This window comes from Tardiphaga sp. 285_C5_N1_2 (assembly GCF_052076065.1).
Classification (GTDB): Bacteria; Pseudomonadota; Alphaproteobacteria; order Rhizobiales; family Xanthobacteraceae; genus Tardiphaga; species Tardiphaga robiniae.
The window spans coordinates 2,403,074-2,419,304 of the sequence record NZ_CP197241.1 but is presented as its reverse complement, the minus strand read 5'-3'; the positions used below and the strand labels follow the sequence as shown (position 1 = coordinate 2,419,304).

Below are 16,231 nucleotides of genomic sequence, written 5' to 3'. Positions count from 1 at the left end.
GACGAGGACACCACATTGAATATCAAGAAGATCACCTGCCATGTCGTCGCCGCTCCCGTGCAGCGTCCGTTCACGTCGTCACGCGGCTGGCTCTACAAGACGCGTGGCACCTGCCTCGTTGAAATCGAAACGAGCGACGGCATCGTCGGCTGGGGCGAATGCTACGGCCCCTCCGCTGTCGCCAAGGCCTTCATCGACACCCAGCTGGCGCCGCGCGTCATCGGCCGCGATCCCTTCGATGTCGAGGTGATCTGGGAAGATCTCTACAACCGCATCAAGGACTATGGCCCGAAGGGCATGTCGATCGCCGCCATCAGCGGCATCGACATCGCGCTCTGGGACATCATCGGCAAGGCCTGCAATAAGCCGGTGCACAAGCTGATCGGCGGCGCCTTCCGCACCGAAGTCGATTGCTATGCGACGGGCCTATACTTCACCGACATGGAACGTCTTGTCGATGAAGCAGTCGAGGAAGCCGTCGGTTACAAGAAGGCCGGCTTCAAGGCGATCAAGATGAAGATCGGCCTCGGCTCCATCAAGCGCGACTATGAGCGCGTCAAGGCCGTGCGCGAAGCCATCGGCTCCGACATCAAGCTGATGGTCGACGCCAATCACTGCCTCACGGTGCCAGCAGCGATCAAGCTCGGCCGCAACCTCGAAGAGCTCGATATCGAATGGTTCGAGGAGCCGATTTCGCCGGAGGATATCGACGGCTATATCGAAGTCACCCGCGCACTCGACATGGCGGTTGCCGGCGGCGAGAACGAATTCACCCGCTGGGGATTTCGCGACGCCATCGTGCGCAAGGCGATGGACATCGTGCAGCCGGATGTCTGCGCCGCCGGCGGCATCACCGAATGCAAGAAGATCGCAGCGCTCGCCAGCACCCATGGCGTCGAATGCGTGCCGCATGCCTGGGGCTCGGTGGTCGGCCTCGCCGCCACGATCCACTTCCTCGCCTCGATCCCGAACCAGCCGCCCAGCTTGTTCCCGATGCCGCCGATGCTCGAATTTGAACAGGAAGAAAACCCGTTCCGCGACCATCTCGCGAAAACACCGATCCAGCAGGTCAACGGCGTCATCGCTGTCCCGACCGGCGCAGGCCTCGGCGTCGAGGTCGACCGCGCGGTGATCGACAAGTATCGCGTAGCGTGATGACGAGGACGCACGCATGAAGTTTGTCACCTTCGTCGAGTCCGGCCTGACGCGCGCCGGCGTCCTTGTGGGCGACGCCACGCGTCCGACTGATATTGTCATCGATCTGGCTCACCCGGCGATGCGGGTGGGCCTCAACGGCATAGCACCACAAATTCAGGCGTTTCTCGACGCAGGTCTTGGCAAGGTCGTCAGCATCATCACGGCTCACGGGCTGGCCGATGCCGCGCGGTTGACTGCGGACCGAGTGACGTTGCTGGCGCCGCTCCCCGCGCCGCGGCGCATCTTCGGGATCGCTCACAACTATCGCGACGCGGTTGCCGAACGTGGCATCGTCCCGCCATCCGAACCGGTCCTGTTCATGAAAGCTGCGCGCACGGTCATTGCCGCCGGCCGGTCGATCATCCTGCCCGCAGGGATCGGCGGCGTCACCTATGAGGCCGAACTCGCCGCCGTGATCGGCAAGCGCGCCGTGAATGTCTCGAAGGAACAAGCACTCGAATGCGTCGCGGCCTATGGTTGCTTCAACGACATCAGCGCCAGCGAAATGATCAAGGCCGACGGCCATTTCGACCGCGGCAAGAACATTTCGAGTTTCGGCCCGTTCGGACCGTTCCTCGCCTCATCTGACGAGATCGCCGATCCGCAGGCGCTGCAGGTGTCGCTGACCATCGACGGCAAGGTACTGCAGAAGGGATCGACCAAGGACATGATCTTCGGCGTTGCCGACCTCGTGTCCTGGCTGTCGCATCGCGGGCCGCTTGAGCCTGGCGACGTTATTGCGACCGGAACGCCGGCTGGCGTCGCGGCCATGCACAAGCCACCAGCCTGGCTGAAACCCGGCTCGACCGTGACCGCCAGTGTCGAGCGACTTGGCCAGCTCGCCAATCCCATTACCGAAGGACCGGCTTTCGATGCCTGACATGCCCACCGTTCTCCTGACTAACCCGATGCATGCCGATGGCGAAGCGATCCTGTCGCCGCATGCGCGGCTGATCACGGCGCCCGATACCAAGCCGGACACGCTGCGCGCATGGGCGAAAGACGCCAACGGCATCATCGTACGCGCAAAACTGCCCGACGACATCGTCGATCACGCGCCGCGCCTGAAGGGCATGGTCCGTCACGGCGTCGGCCTCGATTTCATCCCCGTCGATGCGGCCACGGCGCACGGTGTCGCCGTCGCCAACCTGCCCGGCAGCAACACGAGCGCAGTCGCGGAATATGCGATGTCGGCGCTGCTGCATCTGCGGCGTCCGATCCATCTCATGAACGGACTGATACGCGATAAAGGCTGGGGCGCGTCGCGCGCGACAGCCGAGACCTTCACTGAACTGAACGGCTCGACACTCGGCATTCTTGGCGTCGGCACGATCGGCCGCCGCGTCGCGCAGATTGCCAGGCAAGGTTTTGGCATGAAGGTGATTGGCACATCGCGGCGCAAGGGATCGCTTCCCGCCGATGTCGAGGAAGTCTCGCTGGATCAATTGTTCGCGCGCAGCGATGCCCTCGTGATCTGCTGTTCACTGACCGATGAAACGCGCGGCCTCGTCAATGCCGCGCGCATCGGCCAGATGAAGCCCGATGCGGTTCTGGTCAACGTTTCGCGCGGCGCCGTCGTCGAGAACGCCCCGCTGATCGCCGCGCTCAAGGCGAGCAAACTCGGCGGCGCGGCGCTCGATGTGTTCGACATCCAGCCCCTGCCTGCGGATGACACTCTGTTCGATTGTCCGAACGTGCTGCTGACGCCGCATTCGGCAGCGATCACCGCGAGCAGCAGCCGCGGCATGGCAGTCGGTGCTGCCGAAGAAATGCTGCGCATTCTGCGCGGCGAACAACCGCTCAATCTCGTCAATCCCGATCACAAGGCAGCGTGAGGCTCCCATGAAGATTAGTGCGATCAAAGCCGTTCCGATTTCCTATCGCGTCCCACAGGGACAAAACGTCCGTCTCGGCATTGGCCGCGCTGTCAAGCGTGACGCAGTGCTGGTGAAGGTCACGACCGACGAGGGCATCACCGGCTGGGGCGAAGCGCATCACGGCCGCTGCCCGGGTGCGATCGCCAAACTCATCGACACGACTATCGCCGAACTCGTCATCGGGATGGACGCGATGAATGTCGTCGGAGTGTGGCACCGCGTCTATCAGATGCAGTTGTCGAGCCATGGCATGGGCTATGCCGCGGCCATGGCGCTAAGCGGTCTCGATCTCGCGCTGTGGGATATCCGCGCCAAGGCAGCCGGCTGGCCGCTCTACAGACTGCTCGGCGGCGCGTCGAAGCCGATCAAGGCCTATGCCGGCGGCATCTCGCTCGGCTGGCAGGCGCCGGAGTCGCTCGCCGAGGAAGCGCAGGGTTACGTCGCGAAAGGATACCGCGCGGTGAAGCTGCGTGTCGGCGATAATCCGCGCGATGACGTCGCCCGCGCCACGGCCGTGCGCAAGGCTGTTGGCGACAGCATCGAGATCCTCGTCGACGCCAATACCGGCTACACGCTCGACGATGTGCGCCGCGTGATGCCGGCCTATGACGATCTGCAGATCGGCTGGCTCGAGGAACCGTTCCCCGCACTCGACTATCGCTCCTATCAGGCCGCCGCCGCGATGGGCTCGACGCCGCTCGCCGCCGGCGAGAACCACTTCACGCGCTACGAGTTCAATCGCCTGATCGAGGACCGCGCCGTGAGTTTCGTGCAGCCTGACCTGTCGAAGACCGGCGGAGTCACCGAGTCCATGCGCATCGCCGGCATGACCCAGGCGTGGAAGCTCTCCTTCAATCCGCACACCTCGGCGACTGGCATCAACATGGCGGCGACCATCAACGTGCTCGCCGCTGTCGAAGACCCCGGCTATTTCGAAGGCGACGTCGCCAAGCACAATCCGTTCCGGGATGAAGTTGGTGGCATTCCCTGCAAACTCGACGCCAATGGCTGCGTCGCTCCGTCGGAGATCCCAGGCCTCGGCGTCGAGATCGACGAAGCCTTCATCAATGCACATCCGCTGATCGAGGGTCCCTGCTATGTCTGATCCGCGACGGGCTGAAGTTGTAGTGCGCGCCTCGCGTCTCGTTCACTTCGCCTGCCGCGCGCTCATTCTCCTGCTGGCCGGCACCGCCTGCGTTCATGCGCAAGCGACAGCACCAGCGGGCGAGACCTATCCCAGCAAAACCATCAAATATATCGTCCCCTATCCGCCCGGCGGCTTCAACGACACGCTCGGGCGGATCTTCGCGCAGAAACTGCAGGACGCCTTCGGCGTTCCCGTCGTGGTCGAGAACAGGCCCGGCGGCGGCACGCTGATCGGCACCGAAGCGGTCGCCAAGTCCGCACCCGATGGCTACACGCTACTCGGTATCGCCTTCCCGTTCGGCTCCAATCCGAGCATCTACAAGAACCTGCCCTATGACACCGTGAAGGACTTCACGCCGCTGGTCTTTGCAGGGCAGACGCCGAATCTGCTGGTCGTCAAACCGTCCCTGCTAATCAACTCCATCAAGGAGCTGATCGATTACGCACGTCAGAATCCCGGCAAGGTGACCTACGGCTCGACCGGCATCGGCTCCTCGAACCATCTGTCGATGGAACTGTTCAAGAGCCTCGCAGGCATCGACATCGTGCACGTTCCCTACAAGGGCAGCGCGCCGATGGTGAACGACATGCTTGGCGGCCATATCGATGTTGCCTTCGACAACACGCCCAATGTGCTGCCGCAGGTGAACGGCGGAAAGCTTCGTGCCCTTGGAGTGAGCAGCAAGATACGATCGACACTCGCGCCCGACGTTCCCACCGTCTCCGATGCCGGCGTGCCCGGCTACGAGGTCAATGTCTGGTTCGGCGTCGTCGGTCCCGCGGGCATGCCCGACCAGATCGTGCGCAAGCTCAATACCGAAATGAATGCGATCCTGAAACAGGACGACGTCAGGCGTCGCTTCATCGACCAGGGCGTCGAACCCGTTGGTGGCACGCCCGCGCAATTCGCCGATCAGATCAAGACCGAGATCCAGAAATGGGCCCGGGTCGTGAAGGACGCAGGCATCAAACCGGAATAGACGACTGCGGTGATCCGCCGCCCGCGTTGCCATTGACCGACGTTCAAGATGCGCCGCTTCGGCCGACGCGTTTCGCCATGTTGCCGATCACGCTTTCGTCGCTCTCAGCCTGCGTGGCCACTCCGCCCTTAAACCACCACATGATTTCAGCTATAGAACATCATGACGGTTTTACGACAGCAACGATTCCAATGGCGATTGATCGCTCCACTGCCGGGATTTGCCGCGCTGCTGCTGGCGCCTGGTCTCGCCATTCACTGGGGCTTTCTGCCGTTCGAATATCGCATCCCCGCCTTGCTGCTCGTCTCCGTGTTGTGTATCGCGCTGTGCCTTCTGGCCGGCTTCTCTGTCGCAGAACTCGGCCTCAGCCGCCCCTCTGACATCAGCCACTGGCTGTTCTGTGCCGCGATCACGGCGGGCATCGCGGCAATCATGGTGGCACAGACCCGCTTTCTGGCCTTCGACCACAAACCGCCGGTCTGGCTCAGTTTCGCGCCGTTCTATGTCCTGGTCTCGAGCCCCTGCCAGGAAGTCGTGTGCCGATCGATTCCGAAACTGATGACCGACCGATTGCAGGTCAGGCCATGGACCTATGTGATCTACTCCTCGGCGGTATTCTCGCTGATCCACATCGCCTATGGCGACAGCGTGCTGCTGCTCAACACGTTCCTGGTCGGCATCGTCTGGGGTTTCGCCTATCTGCGAATGCGCAACATCTGGCCGGTGATCCTGTCGCATGCCGCGATCGGCACGCTGGCCTTCTCGCTCGGGCTGGCCTGATTCAGATTTGCCTGAGCCTAGCGATCGTATCCGCCGCCGAAGCTGCTCTTGATCTGATGCAGCAGCGTCAGCACCCAGCATAGCGCGAAGGCTCCCGCGAGCCCGTAAGCCGTGCGGCGATCGATCACCGACAGGCCGGTCCAGAGATAGATGCGATAGAGCCAGAGGCCGGCAAGACCGACGCCCAATAAGCACACCAGCAGTTTGACGAAGCGCGCATTGGCCACACCTACCGCGGCAAACAGGATGGTCAGCGGCACCAGAAACAACTGGCAGATGGCAATCAGGCTCTCGTTCACAGGCGGCTCCAGGGAAACGCAAAAGGCGACTCAGAGCCGGGAGTTTAGGCTGCCAATTTCAAACAAATGGTTGCGGACGCATGCGGCAGAAAATCGCTGCCATGGTCGAGCGTCATGAACCCGCTCACTCCCGCCGCGACAAAGGATCATGACCCCGTCCTTGCCTCGCGACATCCGCACACTCGCCGCATCACTCGCCGCTGCCATGATGATGCTGGCCGCGCTCACATCACACGCGGCAGCACAGCAGCCCTGCACCACCGACCCGCTCGCCCAATATGCCGAGGTGAGATTCACGCTTGCCGACGTCGCTAGACGCGGTCTGCGGGGCCGTCATTATTACGAAATCACTTTCAAAACCGCGTTCGACGGCGTCATCGTGCCCGATGCCCAGCGCGCCAAATATCTTGAAGACATGACGTTCGTGCTGCAGCACCAGTTCGAGCGACTGAACGTCACCGCGGATCGCTTCAGCGTCAACCTGTGGTTCAAGGGGATCAAGTCGCGCCTCACGGTGCCGTTCAACGCCGTCACCTATTTCGTTGATCCGTCGGTGAATGACCGGCGCGAATTCGACGTGGGTACGCCGGCGCGCGCCTGCGACAGACCGCAGTCAGGCTAGGCTGATCAGAAGCACATATTGCTGACCACGTTGCCGCGCTTGTCCTTGAGCACATAAGGGCACTTGATGCGTTCTAGCGCCTTCTTCGCATCGTCGTCGCCGAGCGCTGCGGCCTTCTCATAATAGGCCTTCGCGGCATCCTTATCCGACGCACCACCGCGGCCGCTTTGCGCGAACGCGCCCATGCGCTCCAACGCGCCCGCATGGTTCTGTGCTGCCGCCTTCTCGAACAGGCTGCGTGCCGCAACATCGTCTTTCGCGCCGCCGATGCCTTCCGACAGCATCATGCCTAGCTGATATTGCGCCTCGGCATTGGTCTCCGCGGATTTCGCCAGCAATTGCCGTGCACGCACCGGGTCTGAACCCGCGCCTGCGCCTCCGGATAGTGCCGCAAGATTGCTTACGCCGCGCGGATTGCCGGCTTCAGCCGCACGCTCGAACAGTTTGCGCGCCTGCGCCTCGTCGCGCGCGACGCCGGTTCCGTTGCCATAGGCGACGCCGAGTTCGACCATGGCGGAGGTACTGCCTTTGTCAGCCGCCTTGCGCCATGCCGCGAGCGCCTCAGCTGCCTGCGCATTGGCCGCGTAAGCACGCCCGAGCTGGAACATCGCACGGCGCGACCCGCCGGACGCGGTCCGGCAGAATTTGATGGCGGTGGCAATATCGGCTTTGGCAATATCGGCCACGCCCTTCACATCGGCAGGCTTGTCGGGATCGGCAGGATCGGCCGCGAGGCGATCGCACAGAACCAGATCGGCGGACTGGGCCTGCATGCGCACCGGCGCGCACAGCACAGCCAGTCCGACGGCGATACCGAGCAAACAGATCAGAGGCGTCGCGCCGATACGCTGGGTCATGGATTTGTCGCCACCTGTGTCATTCGCCGGTGACATTACGGACAGGCGCGCACCCCATCAAGCCGTGCGCCAGCCTGGAACTTACACGGCCTTGCGGATCAGCTTCAGCACTGCCTGCAACCGCAGGCTCCGCTTCCCCGCCAGCGCCGTGGCTTCCAGTTCGGCACCGGTTTCGTCGCAAGTGCCGGAAAAGCCGATACCGATTTCATGGCCGCCGAAGACCGGGTTCTCGCCTTTTGCCGGCGTGTGTTCCTGATTGAGCATCTCGCCCTTCCAGCGTCCGTCGGCGGAGGAATAGGCGCCGAGATAATAGAAGAACGCGTCTCCGCCGAGGATGCGGCCGTCATGCAGCAGCATCACGCCGTTGAGCCCGCCATCGATGCCGTCGAGTGTGCGCAGATGAATCGAATAAAGCCCGTTGGCGATGCCACCCGCACCGATCGGTCCGGCCGGAGGCATCTCGCCGTCATCGATCGTCGTCATGACCGACTCGAATTTCGCGCCCGGCATCTGCGGCGACGACCCCTGAAAACGATAGGTGTCGCCATAGGGCCGGCCGATGACGCTGATGGTCGCCACATCCTGGCCGAGCAGCGAGGGATAGTTGGGATCGTTCATGTGGCGGCGGCTCTCGATCTCCGCCACCACCTCGTCACCCCGGAGCTCATAGCTGCCGATATGGGCAAAAGCGGAATTGCCGCCGAGCATGCTGCCATGCTCGACAAACATCACACTGCGACCGACCGCCTCATCAACCCGGTATTCGCATTTGTAGAAGCCCGTCCGCAACCCGTCATTCCCCTGCAGTGCCTTTCGCATTGTAGCGGAAGATGTGCAGTGGAGGAAAGCGCACCCGGCCAATTGGGGGCGATTCCAACAGCCTTGGACGCAGGCTACGCAATTCCTCGCCTTAGAATGGGTCGAAACGGCGCATTCGTGGACCAGCAGCCCTCATCAGGCGTCTCCTTCCCCGGTCCCGGGTGTTACGAATGCGACGTGGCGTGCGGGCGCGATTGTGCTTCGTGCGATCCCGGTGCCAGCGGCGCCGCCTGATCGACCGTCGCTTCGCCATGCCGGGTCAGCGGACGGTTGCCTGCCATGGCGCGCAGCAGCACATAGAACATCGGCGTGAAGAAGATGCCGAAGGCCGTGACGCCAATCATGCCGGCGAACACCGCGACACCCATGGCATGACGCATCTCCGAGCCTGCGCCAGTGGACGTCACCAGCGGCACGACGCCCATGATGAAGGCCAGCGACGTCATCAGGATCGGCCGCAACCGCAGACGGCTGGCCTCGATCGCGGCCTGGATCGGTGTCCGCCCGGCAAATTCCAGCTCGCGGGCAAACTCCACGATCAGGATGGCGTTCTTCGCCGACAGACCCACCAACACGATCAAACCAATCTGGGTGAAGACGTTGTTGTCGCCCTTGGTCAACCAGACGCCGAACATCGCCGCCAGCAAGCCCATCGGCACAATCATGATGATCGACAATGGCAGTGTCAGGCTTTCGTATTGCGCGGCGAGCACCAGGAACACCAGCAGCATCGCCACCGGGAACACGATCAGCGACGAATTGCCGGCGATGATTTCCTGATAGGTCAGTTCAGTCCATTCGAAGTCGATGCCCTTGGGCAGCGTCTCCTTGGCGACACGCGCCACGGCGTCCTGCGCCTGGCCGGTGGAATAGCCGGGCGCCGCGCCGCCATTGATGTCGGCCGACAGGAAACCGTTGTAGCGCATGGCGCGCTCCGGCCCTGCACTTTCCTTAACGCGCAGCAGCGTCGAGAGCGGGATCATCTCGTTGCTGTCGGAGCGAACTTTCAACTGGCCAATATCGTCGGCCCGCGCCCGGAATTTGGCGTCAGCCTGGACGCGCACCGAATAGGTGCGACCGAATTTGTTGAAGTCGTTCACATAGAGCGAGCCGAGATAGATCTGCATCGTGTCGAACACCGAGGTAACCGGCACGTTGAGCTGCCGCGCTTTGGTGCGATCGACATCCGCATAGAGCTGCGGCACATTGATCTGATAGCTTGAGAACAGACCGGCCAGCTCCTTCTGCTGCATTGCCTTGCCGATAAAAGCCTTGGTAGCGTCGTTCAGCGCCTCATAGCCGAGACCGGCGCGATCCTCGATCTGCAGCTTGAAGCCACCGATCGTGCCAAGACCCGACACAGGCGGCGGCGGGAACATGGCAATAAAGGCGTCCTGAATGCCGGCAAACTTCTTGTTCAGAGACAACGCAATGGCATTTCCGCTCAGGCTCGGATCCTTGCGTTTGTCAAACGCATCCAGACCGATGAAGACGATGCCGGAGTTGGACGAGTTTGTGAAGCCGTTGATCGACAGGCCCGGAAACTGGATCGAATTCTCGACGCCGGGCTCCTTCTGCGCAATCTCGCCCATGCGACGGATCACCTCTTCGGTACGATCCAGCGTAGCGCCGTCGGGGAGCTGCGCAAACCCGACCAGGTACTGCTTGTCCTGACCGGGCACGAAACCGCCCGGGACTGCGTGGAACAGATAACCGGTGACGCCAATCAGCAGAACGTAGATTCCCATCACCGCCGCGCGGCGCGAGACGACGCGCTTCACGCCGCCGCTATACGCGTCAGAGCTTCTGGCAAAGAAGCGGTTGAAGCGGACGAAAAACCAGCCGAGCGTCTTGTCCATGAAGCGCGTCAACGCATCCTTCGGCGCGTCATGGCCCTTCAGAAGCAGCGCGGCGAGTGCTGGCGACAGTGTCAGTGAGTTGAAGGCGGAGATCACCGTCGAGATCGCCACCGTCAGTGCGAACTGTTTGTAGAACTGCCCGGTCAAGCCGGTGATGAAGGCCAACGGCACGAACACGGCGACCAGCACCAGCGCGATGGCGATGATCGGGCCGGTCACTTCGCGCATGGCCTGATAGGCCGCGCTCTTCGGATCGAGCCCGCGCTCGATATTGCGCTCAACGTTTTCCACCACGACGATGGCGTCGTCGACCACAATGCCGATCGCCAGAACGAGGCCGAACAGCGTCAGCGCATTCACCGAGAAGCCGAACACATGCATCACGGCGAAAGTGCCGACCACCGACACCGGCACAGCGATCAGCGGGATGATCGAGGCTCGCCATGTCTGCAGGAACAGGATGACGACGAGCACCACCAGTGCGATGGCCTCGAGCAGCGTATGGATCACCGCCTCGATCGAGGCGCGAACGAATTGCGTGGGGTCGTAGACGATGTCGTAGGTGACACCGTCCGGCATATTCTCCTTCAGCTCCTTCATGGTCTTGCGGACATTGTCGGAGATCTGGATCGCATTGGAGCCCGGCGACTGGAAGATCGGAACTGCCACTGCGGACTTGTTGTTCAGCAGCGAGCGCAGTGCATAGTCGGCGGCGCCGAGTTCGATACGGGCGATGTCGCGCAGCCGCGTCACCTCGCCATTGTCGCCGTTCTTGACGATGATCTCGCCGAATTCCTCTTCGGTCTGCAGGCGCCCCTGCGCATTGATCGAGAGCTGCAGGTCGAGGCCCGGCTCATTGGGCGAACCGCCCACCTGCCCCGCTGCTGCCTGCACGTTCTGCGCGCGGATCTCACGCACGACATCGCTCGGCGACAGGCCGCGCTCGGCGACCTTCTGCGGATCGAGCCAGACGCGCATGGAGTAGTCGCCCGAGCCGAACAGCTGCACCTGACCGACGCCTTCGATGCGCGCGAGGCGGTCCTTCACGTTGAGCACCGCGTAGTTGCGCAGATAGGTCATGTCATAGCGGTCATTCGGCGACAGCAGATGCACGACCATGGTGAGGTCTGGCGCGCTCTTGATCGTCGTCACGCCCAGCGCGCGCACTTCCGCCGGCAAGCGCGGCTCGGCCTGCGAGACGCGGTTCTGCACCAGTTGCTGCGCCTTGTCGGGATCGGTGCCAAGGCGGAAGGTGACGTTGAGCGTCATCCTGCCGTCGGTGGTCGCCTGGCTGCTCATATAAAGCATGTTCTCGACGCCATTGATCTGCTCTTCGATAGGCGTCGAGACCGTTTCCGCAATCACCTTTGGATTGGCGCCGGGATAATTCGCTGTCACCACCACGGTCGGCGGCGCGACTTCCGGATATTCGGAGATCGGCAGCACCGGCATCGACAACAGGCCGGCGAGAAAAATCACCGTCGACAACACGCCGGCAAAGATCGGACGATCAATAAAGAATTTTGAAAAGTTCATGGCGCTATTCCGTGATGATCCAGACCTGCGGGGTACAAGGGCCCCGCGCGGCCGATCGCTCGACCTCGATGACGTGCTGTGTATTAGGAAGAGCGCCCTGCCCGCCTGCGGACAGGGCGGTCGTTATCAGTTCTGCGCGACGGCCTTAATCGAGACGAGAGACGCGGCGTTCATCGCCACCATCTCCGGCTTGATGGTCACACCCGGCCGCACGCGCTGAAGTCCGTTGACGACGATCCGTTCACCGGCTTTGAGGCCGTTGAGGATCACGCGCATGCCATCAACCGAGGGCCCCAGGATCACTTCGCGATATTGCGCCTTGTCCTTGGCATCGACCACCATGACGAACTTCTTATTCTGGTCGGTGCCAACTGCCCGCTCGCTAATCAGCAGCGTCTGTTCTGCCTTCGGCTGGCCCATTGTGAGCCGCGCGAACTGGCCGGGCATCAAGCGACCATCGGCATTGTCGAACATCGCACGCACCCGCACCGTGCCGCTGCGCGGATCGACCTGATTATCGATGAACTGCATGCGGCCCTTCACCGGTGCGCTATCAGTGACGGTGGTCATGTGAACCGGGATGCGGTCGATATCGCCCGGCGTCTTCTCGTCTGCCAGCGTCTTCAGCGCGCGCGACACCACCTGTTCGTCGGCATTGAAGCTTGCATAGATCGGATTGACCGAGACCAGCGTCGTCAGCAGCGGCGCGGACGGGCCGGCCGAAATCAGGTTGCCGACGGTGATCTCCACCTTGCCGACCCGGCCCGCGACCGGCGCGCGCACTTCAGTGTAGCTGAGATTGAGCTCGGCGGTCTTGAGCGCGGCTTCTGCAGCCTTGAGGTTGGCTTCGGCCTCACGATACGCATTGATACGATTGTCGAGGTCGCGCTGGGTGATGCTGGAGCTGGTCAGTTGCTGACCGCGGTCGAAATCGGCCTTAGTCAGGATCAGGCGCGCCCGCGACGCGGACACCTGTCCCTGGGCACGATCGACGTCGGCGGCGTAGAGCGCCGGATCGATCAGCACCAGAAGGTCGTCCTTCTTGACCAGCGCGCCTTCGCGAAAGTGGATCTCCTGAACGGCGCCTGCGACGCGGGAGCGAATCTCCACGCGCTCAATTGCCTCAAGGCGGCCCGAGAACTCGTCCGAAGGCGCCGTGGCCTTGGCTTCCACCAGGGCAACCGAAGCCTGAACAGCAGCGGGAACAACCGCACCGGACTCGGCTTGAGCTGCAACGCTGGACAGATTCATCAGCGCCGCACCGCCGCCAACGGCGACCGCTACCAACGCGATTCCGGCGCCAAAAGCGATCTTGCGAGGGAGATTATGTGCCATTGTGAACCCCATTTAATCTGCGTGGGCCTTGTAAAGCCCTGTCATTTCAGTAGCTAAGCTGTACATTCCGCGTCTGGCCGGTCCCGCCGGGCATCTCGCTGCAACGCACACATTCGTAACGTCCGGTATAGATGGACTATCGACATCCACTGTCAAGAGACTTATCTACTGAACGGTAGAAAACTTTGGAGGGCCCGTCGTGGCACTGGGACGTCCTCGTGAATTCGATACCGACACGGCCCTCGACCTCGCGCTGCATGTGTTCTGGCGCAAGGGTTACGAAGGCGCGTCGATGGCCGACCTCACCGAAGCCATGGGCATCACCAAGCCCAGTCTCTATGCAGCGTTTGGCAACAAGGAAGATCTGTTCCGCAAGGCGCTGGATCGCTACGTCGATGGCCCCGGCGGCTATTTCCGCACCGGCTTGGAGAAGGCCACGGCCCGCGAAGCGGTCGAACATATCCTCTACGAATCCGTTGAGGCGGTGACTGATCCCAGGAATCCCGGTTGTCTCGCGGTCCAGGGCGCCCTCTGCTGCGGTGATGCCGCGGAGACGATCAAGCAGGAACTGATGGCGCGTCGCTCGAAGAGCGAGGACGATCTGCGCCTTCGCTTCACACGCGCCCTCGCCGAAGGCGATCTGCCAGCCGACGCGGATGCCGGCGATCTCGCGCGCTACGTGTCTGCCATCTTGCAGGGCATGGCCGTGCAAGCCGCAGGCGGCGCACCGCGCGAGCAACTGCGAAAACTCGCCGACATGGCCATGCGCAGCTGGCCTCCGGTCTGAGCCGTCCGCCTGCATTTTGAGATCGCACAGCCGGCCTATTGTCCGCTGAATGCCGGCATGCACTACGCGCAGCTTCCGCTGCTCGCAGCGCTCGTTGCCATGGTCGGGCTTGGGCTCACGCTGAGCAGTCTCATTGACCGCCGGATCTTGCCGGCGCAAATCAGTCCGGCAGAATAGCGCCGCGACCGCATAAACACTTTTTCGCATTTTCAAGGAATCGATTTTGGCCCTCAGGCGCGACAGTTTCGCCTTCACCGCCTTTCTGGGCACATTGACCGCATTGCCACCGCTGTCGATCGACATGGGATTGCCGGGTCTTCCGGCGATCGAGGCGAGTTTCGCCGACGCCGCAGGACGCGGCCCGCTGACGCTCAGCCTGTTCCTGGCGGGCTTTGCGATTTCGCCGCTGATCTGCGGCCCCCTCGCAGACCGCTTCGGCCGACGCGCTACCTTGCTGGATGGACTGCTGCTGTTCTCGATCGCGGCAGGCGCCTGCGCGCTCGCGCCGTCCTTCACCGTGCTGCTCGCGTTTCGATTGCTGCAGGGCCTCGCCGCAGGCGCTTGCGCCATCCTGCCCTTCGCCATCGTGCGCGACCTGTTCGAACACGGCACGGCGCGCCACAAGCTGTCGCAGATCGCCGCCGTACTCGGCATCGCGCCGATGATCGCGCCGGTGCTGGGCGGCTGGGTGATGACCGTCAGTGACTGGCGAACGATCTATGCGGTGCAGGCCGCCGTCGGCCTGATCCTGCTGATCGTCGGCGCGATCAGTCTTGAGGAATCCCAGCCCGTCGAGAAACGCCGTTCGCTCAATCCCGCGCAATTGCTCGAGAGCTACCGCATGGTGCTGTCCGATCGCATCTTCGTCGGCTTCTCCCTGCTCTACGCCTTCGCCTTCGCCTGCATGTTCGCCTTCATCTCGGGCGCGCCATCCGTGTTGATCGGCAGCCTCGGTCTCTCCACCACGATGTTTGCGCTGCTGTTCGGGTTGACCTCCTGCGGCGTGCTGGTTGCCTCGCTGATCAGCGGAAGCCTGAGCCGCCGCCATGTGGCCTCACGCAAGATCATCATGGCCGGTCTGCTGCTGATGATCGCCAGCGCTGTTGTAGCCGTCGCTTTGGTGCCTGCCGGCGCCATCACGACGCTGTCGTTGATGCCGCTGATGGCGCTCACGATCTTTTCCTTCGGCCTGCTTGCACCGAGCACCAACCACGAAGCCTTGCAGAACCTGCCGCATGTGGCAGGTGCGGCAGCCGGCGTGATGCGATGTATGCAGATGGTCATGGGCGCCTTCGCCAGCGCCATGATCGCGGTGTTCGAACCGTTCGGGCATCCGGCGCTGGTGATGACCGGCCTGATGGCCGGCATGGCGCTCGCCGCCGGTGCGATCTATCTGTGGCTATTACCCAAGGCCAATTCCGGGCAGGATCATCGCGCGTAACAGGAGTACCCCATGAACGGAAAGATCGTCGTCATCACCGGAGCGTCCGGTGCGCTGGGTCAGGTCGTGCTCGAACGCGCCGTTAAGAGCGGTGCAACCATTGCCGCCATCGACCATTCCGCCAGGACGCCGGCCTCAACGCCAGATCGCTTGCAGATCGGCGGCGTCGACCTCTCCGATGCCGCGCAAGCCGACGCCGCCATCGCTGCAGTGGTCAAACAATTCGGCAAGATCGACGTGCTGATCAATATCGCCGGCGCATTCACCTTCGAGAATATTGCCGACGGTAACAACAAGAGCTGGGAGACGATGCATCGGCTCAACTTGCTCACGGCTCTCAATGCCTCGCGCGCGGCAATCCCGCATCTGACGTCGTCGAAGGCCGGACGGATCATCAATATCGGTGCGATGGGTGCGCTACAGGCCGGCGCCGGCATGGGGCCTTACGCCGCCTCGAAGGCTGGCGTGCATCGGCTGACGGAAACGCTCGCCGCCGAGCTGAAGGGCAAGGTCACGGTCAATGCCGTATTGCCGTCGACGATCGACACAGTCGCGAACCGCCGCGATATGCCCAATGCCGATTTTTCAAAGTGGGTCACGCCGGACGAACTCGCCAGCGTGATCCTGTTCCTGGCGAGCGATGCGGCGAGTGCGTTGACCGGCGCGCTGCTGCCGGTAAGCGGACGGGTTTAGCCA

15 protein-coding genes are annotated in these 16,231 nt (G+C 62.6%); 10 read left to right on the top strand and 5 right to left on the bottom strand.

The window, feature by feature from the left end:
- Positions 1-15: 15 nt before the first annotated feature.
- The 6 genes from AB7951_RS11595 to AB7951_RS11570 all read left to right on the top strand — a co-directional run bounded on the left by AB7951_RS11595 (position 16) and on the right by AB7951_RS11570 (position 5,980).
- Positions 16-1,155, top strand: a complete 1,140-nt coding sequence (locus tag AB7951_RS11595) for a mandelate racemase/muconate lactonizing enzyme family protein (protein ID WP_120292427.1) — start codon at positions 16-18, stop codon at positions 1,153-1,155.
- 16 nt (positions 1,156-1,171) lie between these two features.
- Entirely contained in the window at positions 1,172-2,077 is a 906-nt protein-coding gene (locus AB7951_RS11590; protein WP_120292425.1) for a fumarylacetoacetate hydrolase family protein, read from the top strand.
- A 1-nt stretch (position 2,078) separates the two neighbouring features.
- Positions 2,079-3,032: a hydroxyacid dehydrogenase gene (locus tag AB7951_RS11585; RefSeq protein WP_309945745.1), complete on the top strand. Its 954-nt coding sequence runs from the start codon at positions 2,079-2,081 to the stop codon at positions 3,030-3,032.
- Between the two features lie 7 nt (positions 3,033-3,039).
- Positions 3,040-4,179, top strand: a complete 1,140-nt coding sequence (locus AB7951_RS11580) for a mandelate racemase/muconate lactonizing enzyme family protein (RefSeq protein ID WP_120292421.1) — start codon at positions 3,040-3,042, stop codon at positions 4,177-4,179.
- Positions 4,172-5,200: a tripartite tricarboxylate transporter substrate binding protein gene (locus AB7951_RS11575; RefSeq protein WP_120292419.1), complete on the top strand. Its 1,029-nt coding sequence runs from the start codon at positions 4,172-4,174 to the stop codon at positions 5,198-5,200. The genes AB7951_RS11580 and AB7951_RS11575 overlap by 8 nt, the downstream gene beginning before the upstream one ends.
- A 162-nt stretch (positions 5,201-5,362) precedes the next feature.
- On the top strand, positions 5,363-5,980 hold the full coding sequence (locus AB7951_RS11570; RefSeq protein ID WP_120292417.1) for a CPBP family intramembrane glutamic endopeptidase: 618 nt from the start codon (positions 5,363-5,365) through the stop codon (positions 5,978-5,980).
- A 17-nt stretch (positions 5,981-5,997) separates the two neighbouring features.
- Here the strand turns inward: AB7951_RS11570 and AB7951_RS11565 are convergent, their stop codons facing one another.
- Positions 5,998-6,279 carry a hypothetical protein gene (locus AB7951_RS11565; protein WP_089263998.1) on the bottom strand — a complete coding sequence of 94 codons (282 nt, stop codon included), beginning with the start codon at positions 6,277-6,279 and terminating at the stop codon, positions 5,998-6,000.
- 148 nt (positions 6,280-6,427) lie between these two features.
- On the opposite strand from AB7951_RS11565, the gene AB7951_RS11560 reads away from it, so the two are divergent.
- Positions 6,428-6,901 carry a ClpXP protease specificity-enhancing factor SspB gene (locus AB7951_RS11560; RefSeq protein WP_120292415.1) on the top strand — a complete coding sequence of 158 codons (474 nt, stop codon included), beginning with the start codon at positions 6,428-6,430 and terminating at the stop codon, positions 6,899-6,901.
- A 5-nt stretch (positions 6,902-6,906) separates the two neighbouring features.
- Here the strand turns inward: AB7951_RS11560 and AB7951_RS11555 are convergent, their stop codons facing one another.
- From AB7951_RS11555 to AB7951_RS11540, 4 genes are all read right to left on the bottom strand, one after another.
- Positions 6,907-7,758: a tetratricopeptide repeat protein gene (locus AB7951_RS11555; RefSeq protein ID WP_120292576.1), complete on the bottom strand. Its 852-nt coding sequence runs from the start codon at positions 7,756-7,758 to the stop codon at positions 6,907-6,909.
- 81 nt (positions 7,759-7,839) lie between these two features.
- Positions 7,840-8,547: a GrlR family regulatory protein gene (locus AB7951_RS11550; protein WP_199712121.1), complete on the bottom strand. Its 708-nt coding sequence runs from the start codon at positions 8,545-8,547 to the stop codon at positions 7,840-7,842.
- A gap of 194 nt (positions 8,548-8,741) precedes the next feature.
- The gene (locus tag AB7951_RS11545) at positions 8,742-11,972 is read right to left on the bottom strand and encodes a multidrug efflux RND transporter permease subunit (RefSeq protein ID WP_120292411.1); all 3,231 of its coding nucleotides are present in this window, start codon (positions 11,970-11,972) and stop codon (positions 8,742-8,744) included.
- A 126-nt stretch (positions 11,973-12,098) separates the two neighbouring features.
- Positions 12,099-13,307 carry an efflux RND transporter periplasmic adaptor subunit gene (locus tag AB7951_RS11540; protein ID WP_093758336.1) on the bottom strand — a complete coding sequence of 403 codons (1,209 nt, stop codon included), beginning with the start codon at positions 13,305-13,307 and terminating at the stop codon, positions 12,099-12,101.
- Between the two features lie 199 nt (positions 13,308-13,506).
- Between AB7951_RS11540 and AB7951_RS11535 the strand changes: the two genes are divergently transcribed.
- The 3 genes from AB7951_RS11535 (at position 13,507) to fabG (ending at position 16,228) form a co-directional block, all read left to right on the top strand.
- Entirely contained in the window at positions 13,507-14,094 is a 588-nt protein-coding gene (locus tag AB7951_RS11535; RefSeq protein ID WP_068736841.1) for a TetR/AcrR family transcriptional regulator, read from the top strand.
- Positions 14,095-14,317: 223 nt separating this feature from the next.
- Entirely contained in the window at positions 14,318-15,535 is a 1,218-nt protein-coding gene (locus AB7951_RS11530) for a multidrug effflux MFS transporter (protein ID WP_158596858.1), read from the top strand.
- Positions 15,536-15,547: 12 nt separating this feature from the next.
- Positions 15,548-16,228: a 3-oxoacyl-ACP reductase FabG gene (fabG, locus tag AB7951_RS11525; RefSeq protein WP_120292407.1), complete on the top strand. Its 681-nt coding sequence runs from the start codon at positions 15,548-15,550 to the stop codon at positions 16,226-16,228.
- Positions 16,229-16,231: the final 3 nt, after the last annotated feature.

Coding starts and splice junctions, on each gene's coding strand:
- AB7951_RS11590 (WP_120292425.1), top strand. CDS start 1,172: ATGAAGTTTGTCACCTTCGTCGAGTCCGGCCTGACGCGCGCCGGCGTC.
- AB7951_RS11585 (WP_309945745.1), top strand. CDS start 2,079: ATGCCCACCGTTCTCCTGACTAACCCGATGCATGCCGATGGCGAAGCG.
- AB7951_RS11580 (WP_120292421.1), top strand. CDS start 3,040: ATGAAGATTAGTGCGATCAAAGCCGTTCCGATTTCCTATCGCGTCCCA.
- AB7951_RS11575 (WP_120292419.1), top strand. CDS start 4,172: ATGTCTGATCCGCGACGGGCTGAAGTTGTAGTGCGCGCCTCGCGTCTC.
- AB7951_RS11570 (WP_120292417.1), top strand. CDS start 5,363: ATGACGGTTTTACGACAGCAACGATTCCAATGGCGATTGATCGCTCCA.
- AB7951_RS11560 (WP_120292415.1), top strand. CDS start 6,428: ATGACCCCGTCCTTGCCTCGCGACATCCGCACACTCGCCGCATCACTC.
- AB7951_RS11555 (WP_120292576.1), bottom strand. CDS start 7,758: ATGACCCAGCGTATCGGCGCGACGCCTCTGATCTGTTTGCTCGGTATC.
- AB7951_RS11545 (WP_120292411.1), bottom strand. CDS start 11,972: ATGAACTTTTCAAAATTCTTTATTGATCGTCCGATCTTTGCCGGCGTG.
- AB7951_RS11540 (WP_093758336.1), bottom strand. CDS start 13,307: ATGGCACATAATCTCCCTCGCAAGATCGCTTTTGGCGCCGGAATCGCG.
- fabG (WP_120292407.1), top strand. CDS start 15,548: ATGAACGGAAAGATCGTCGTCATCACCGGAGCGTCCGGTGCGCTGGGT.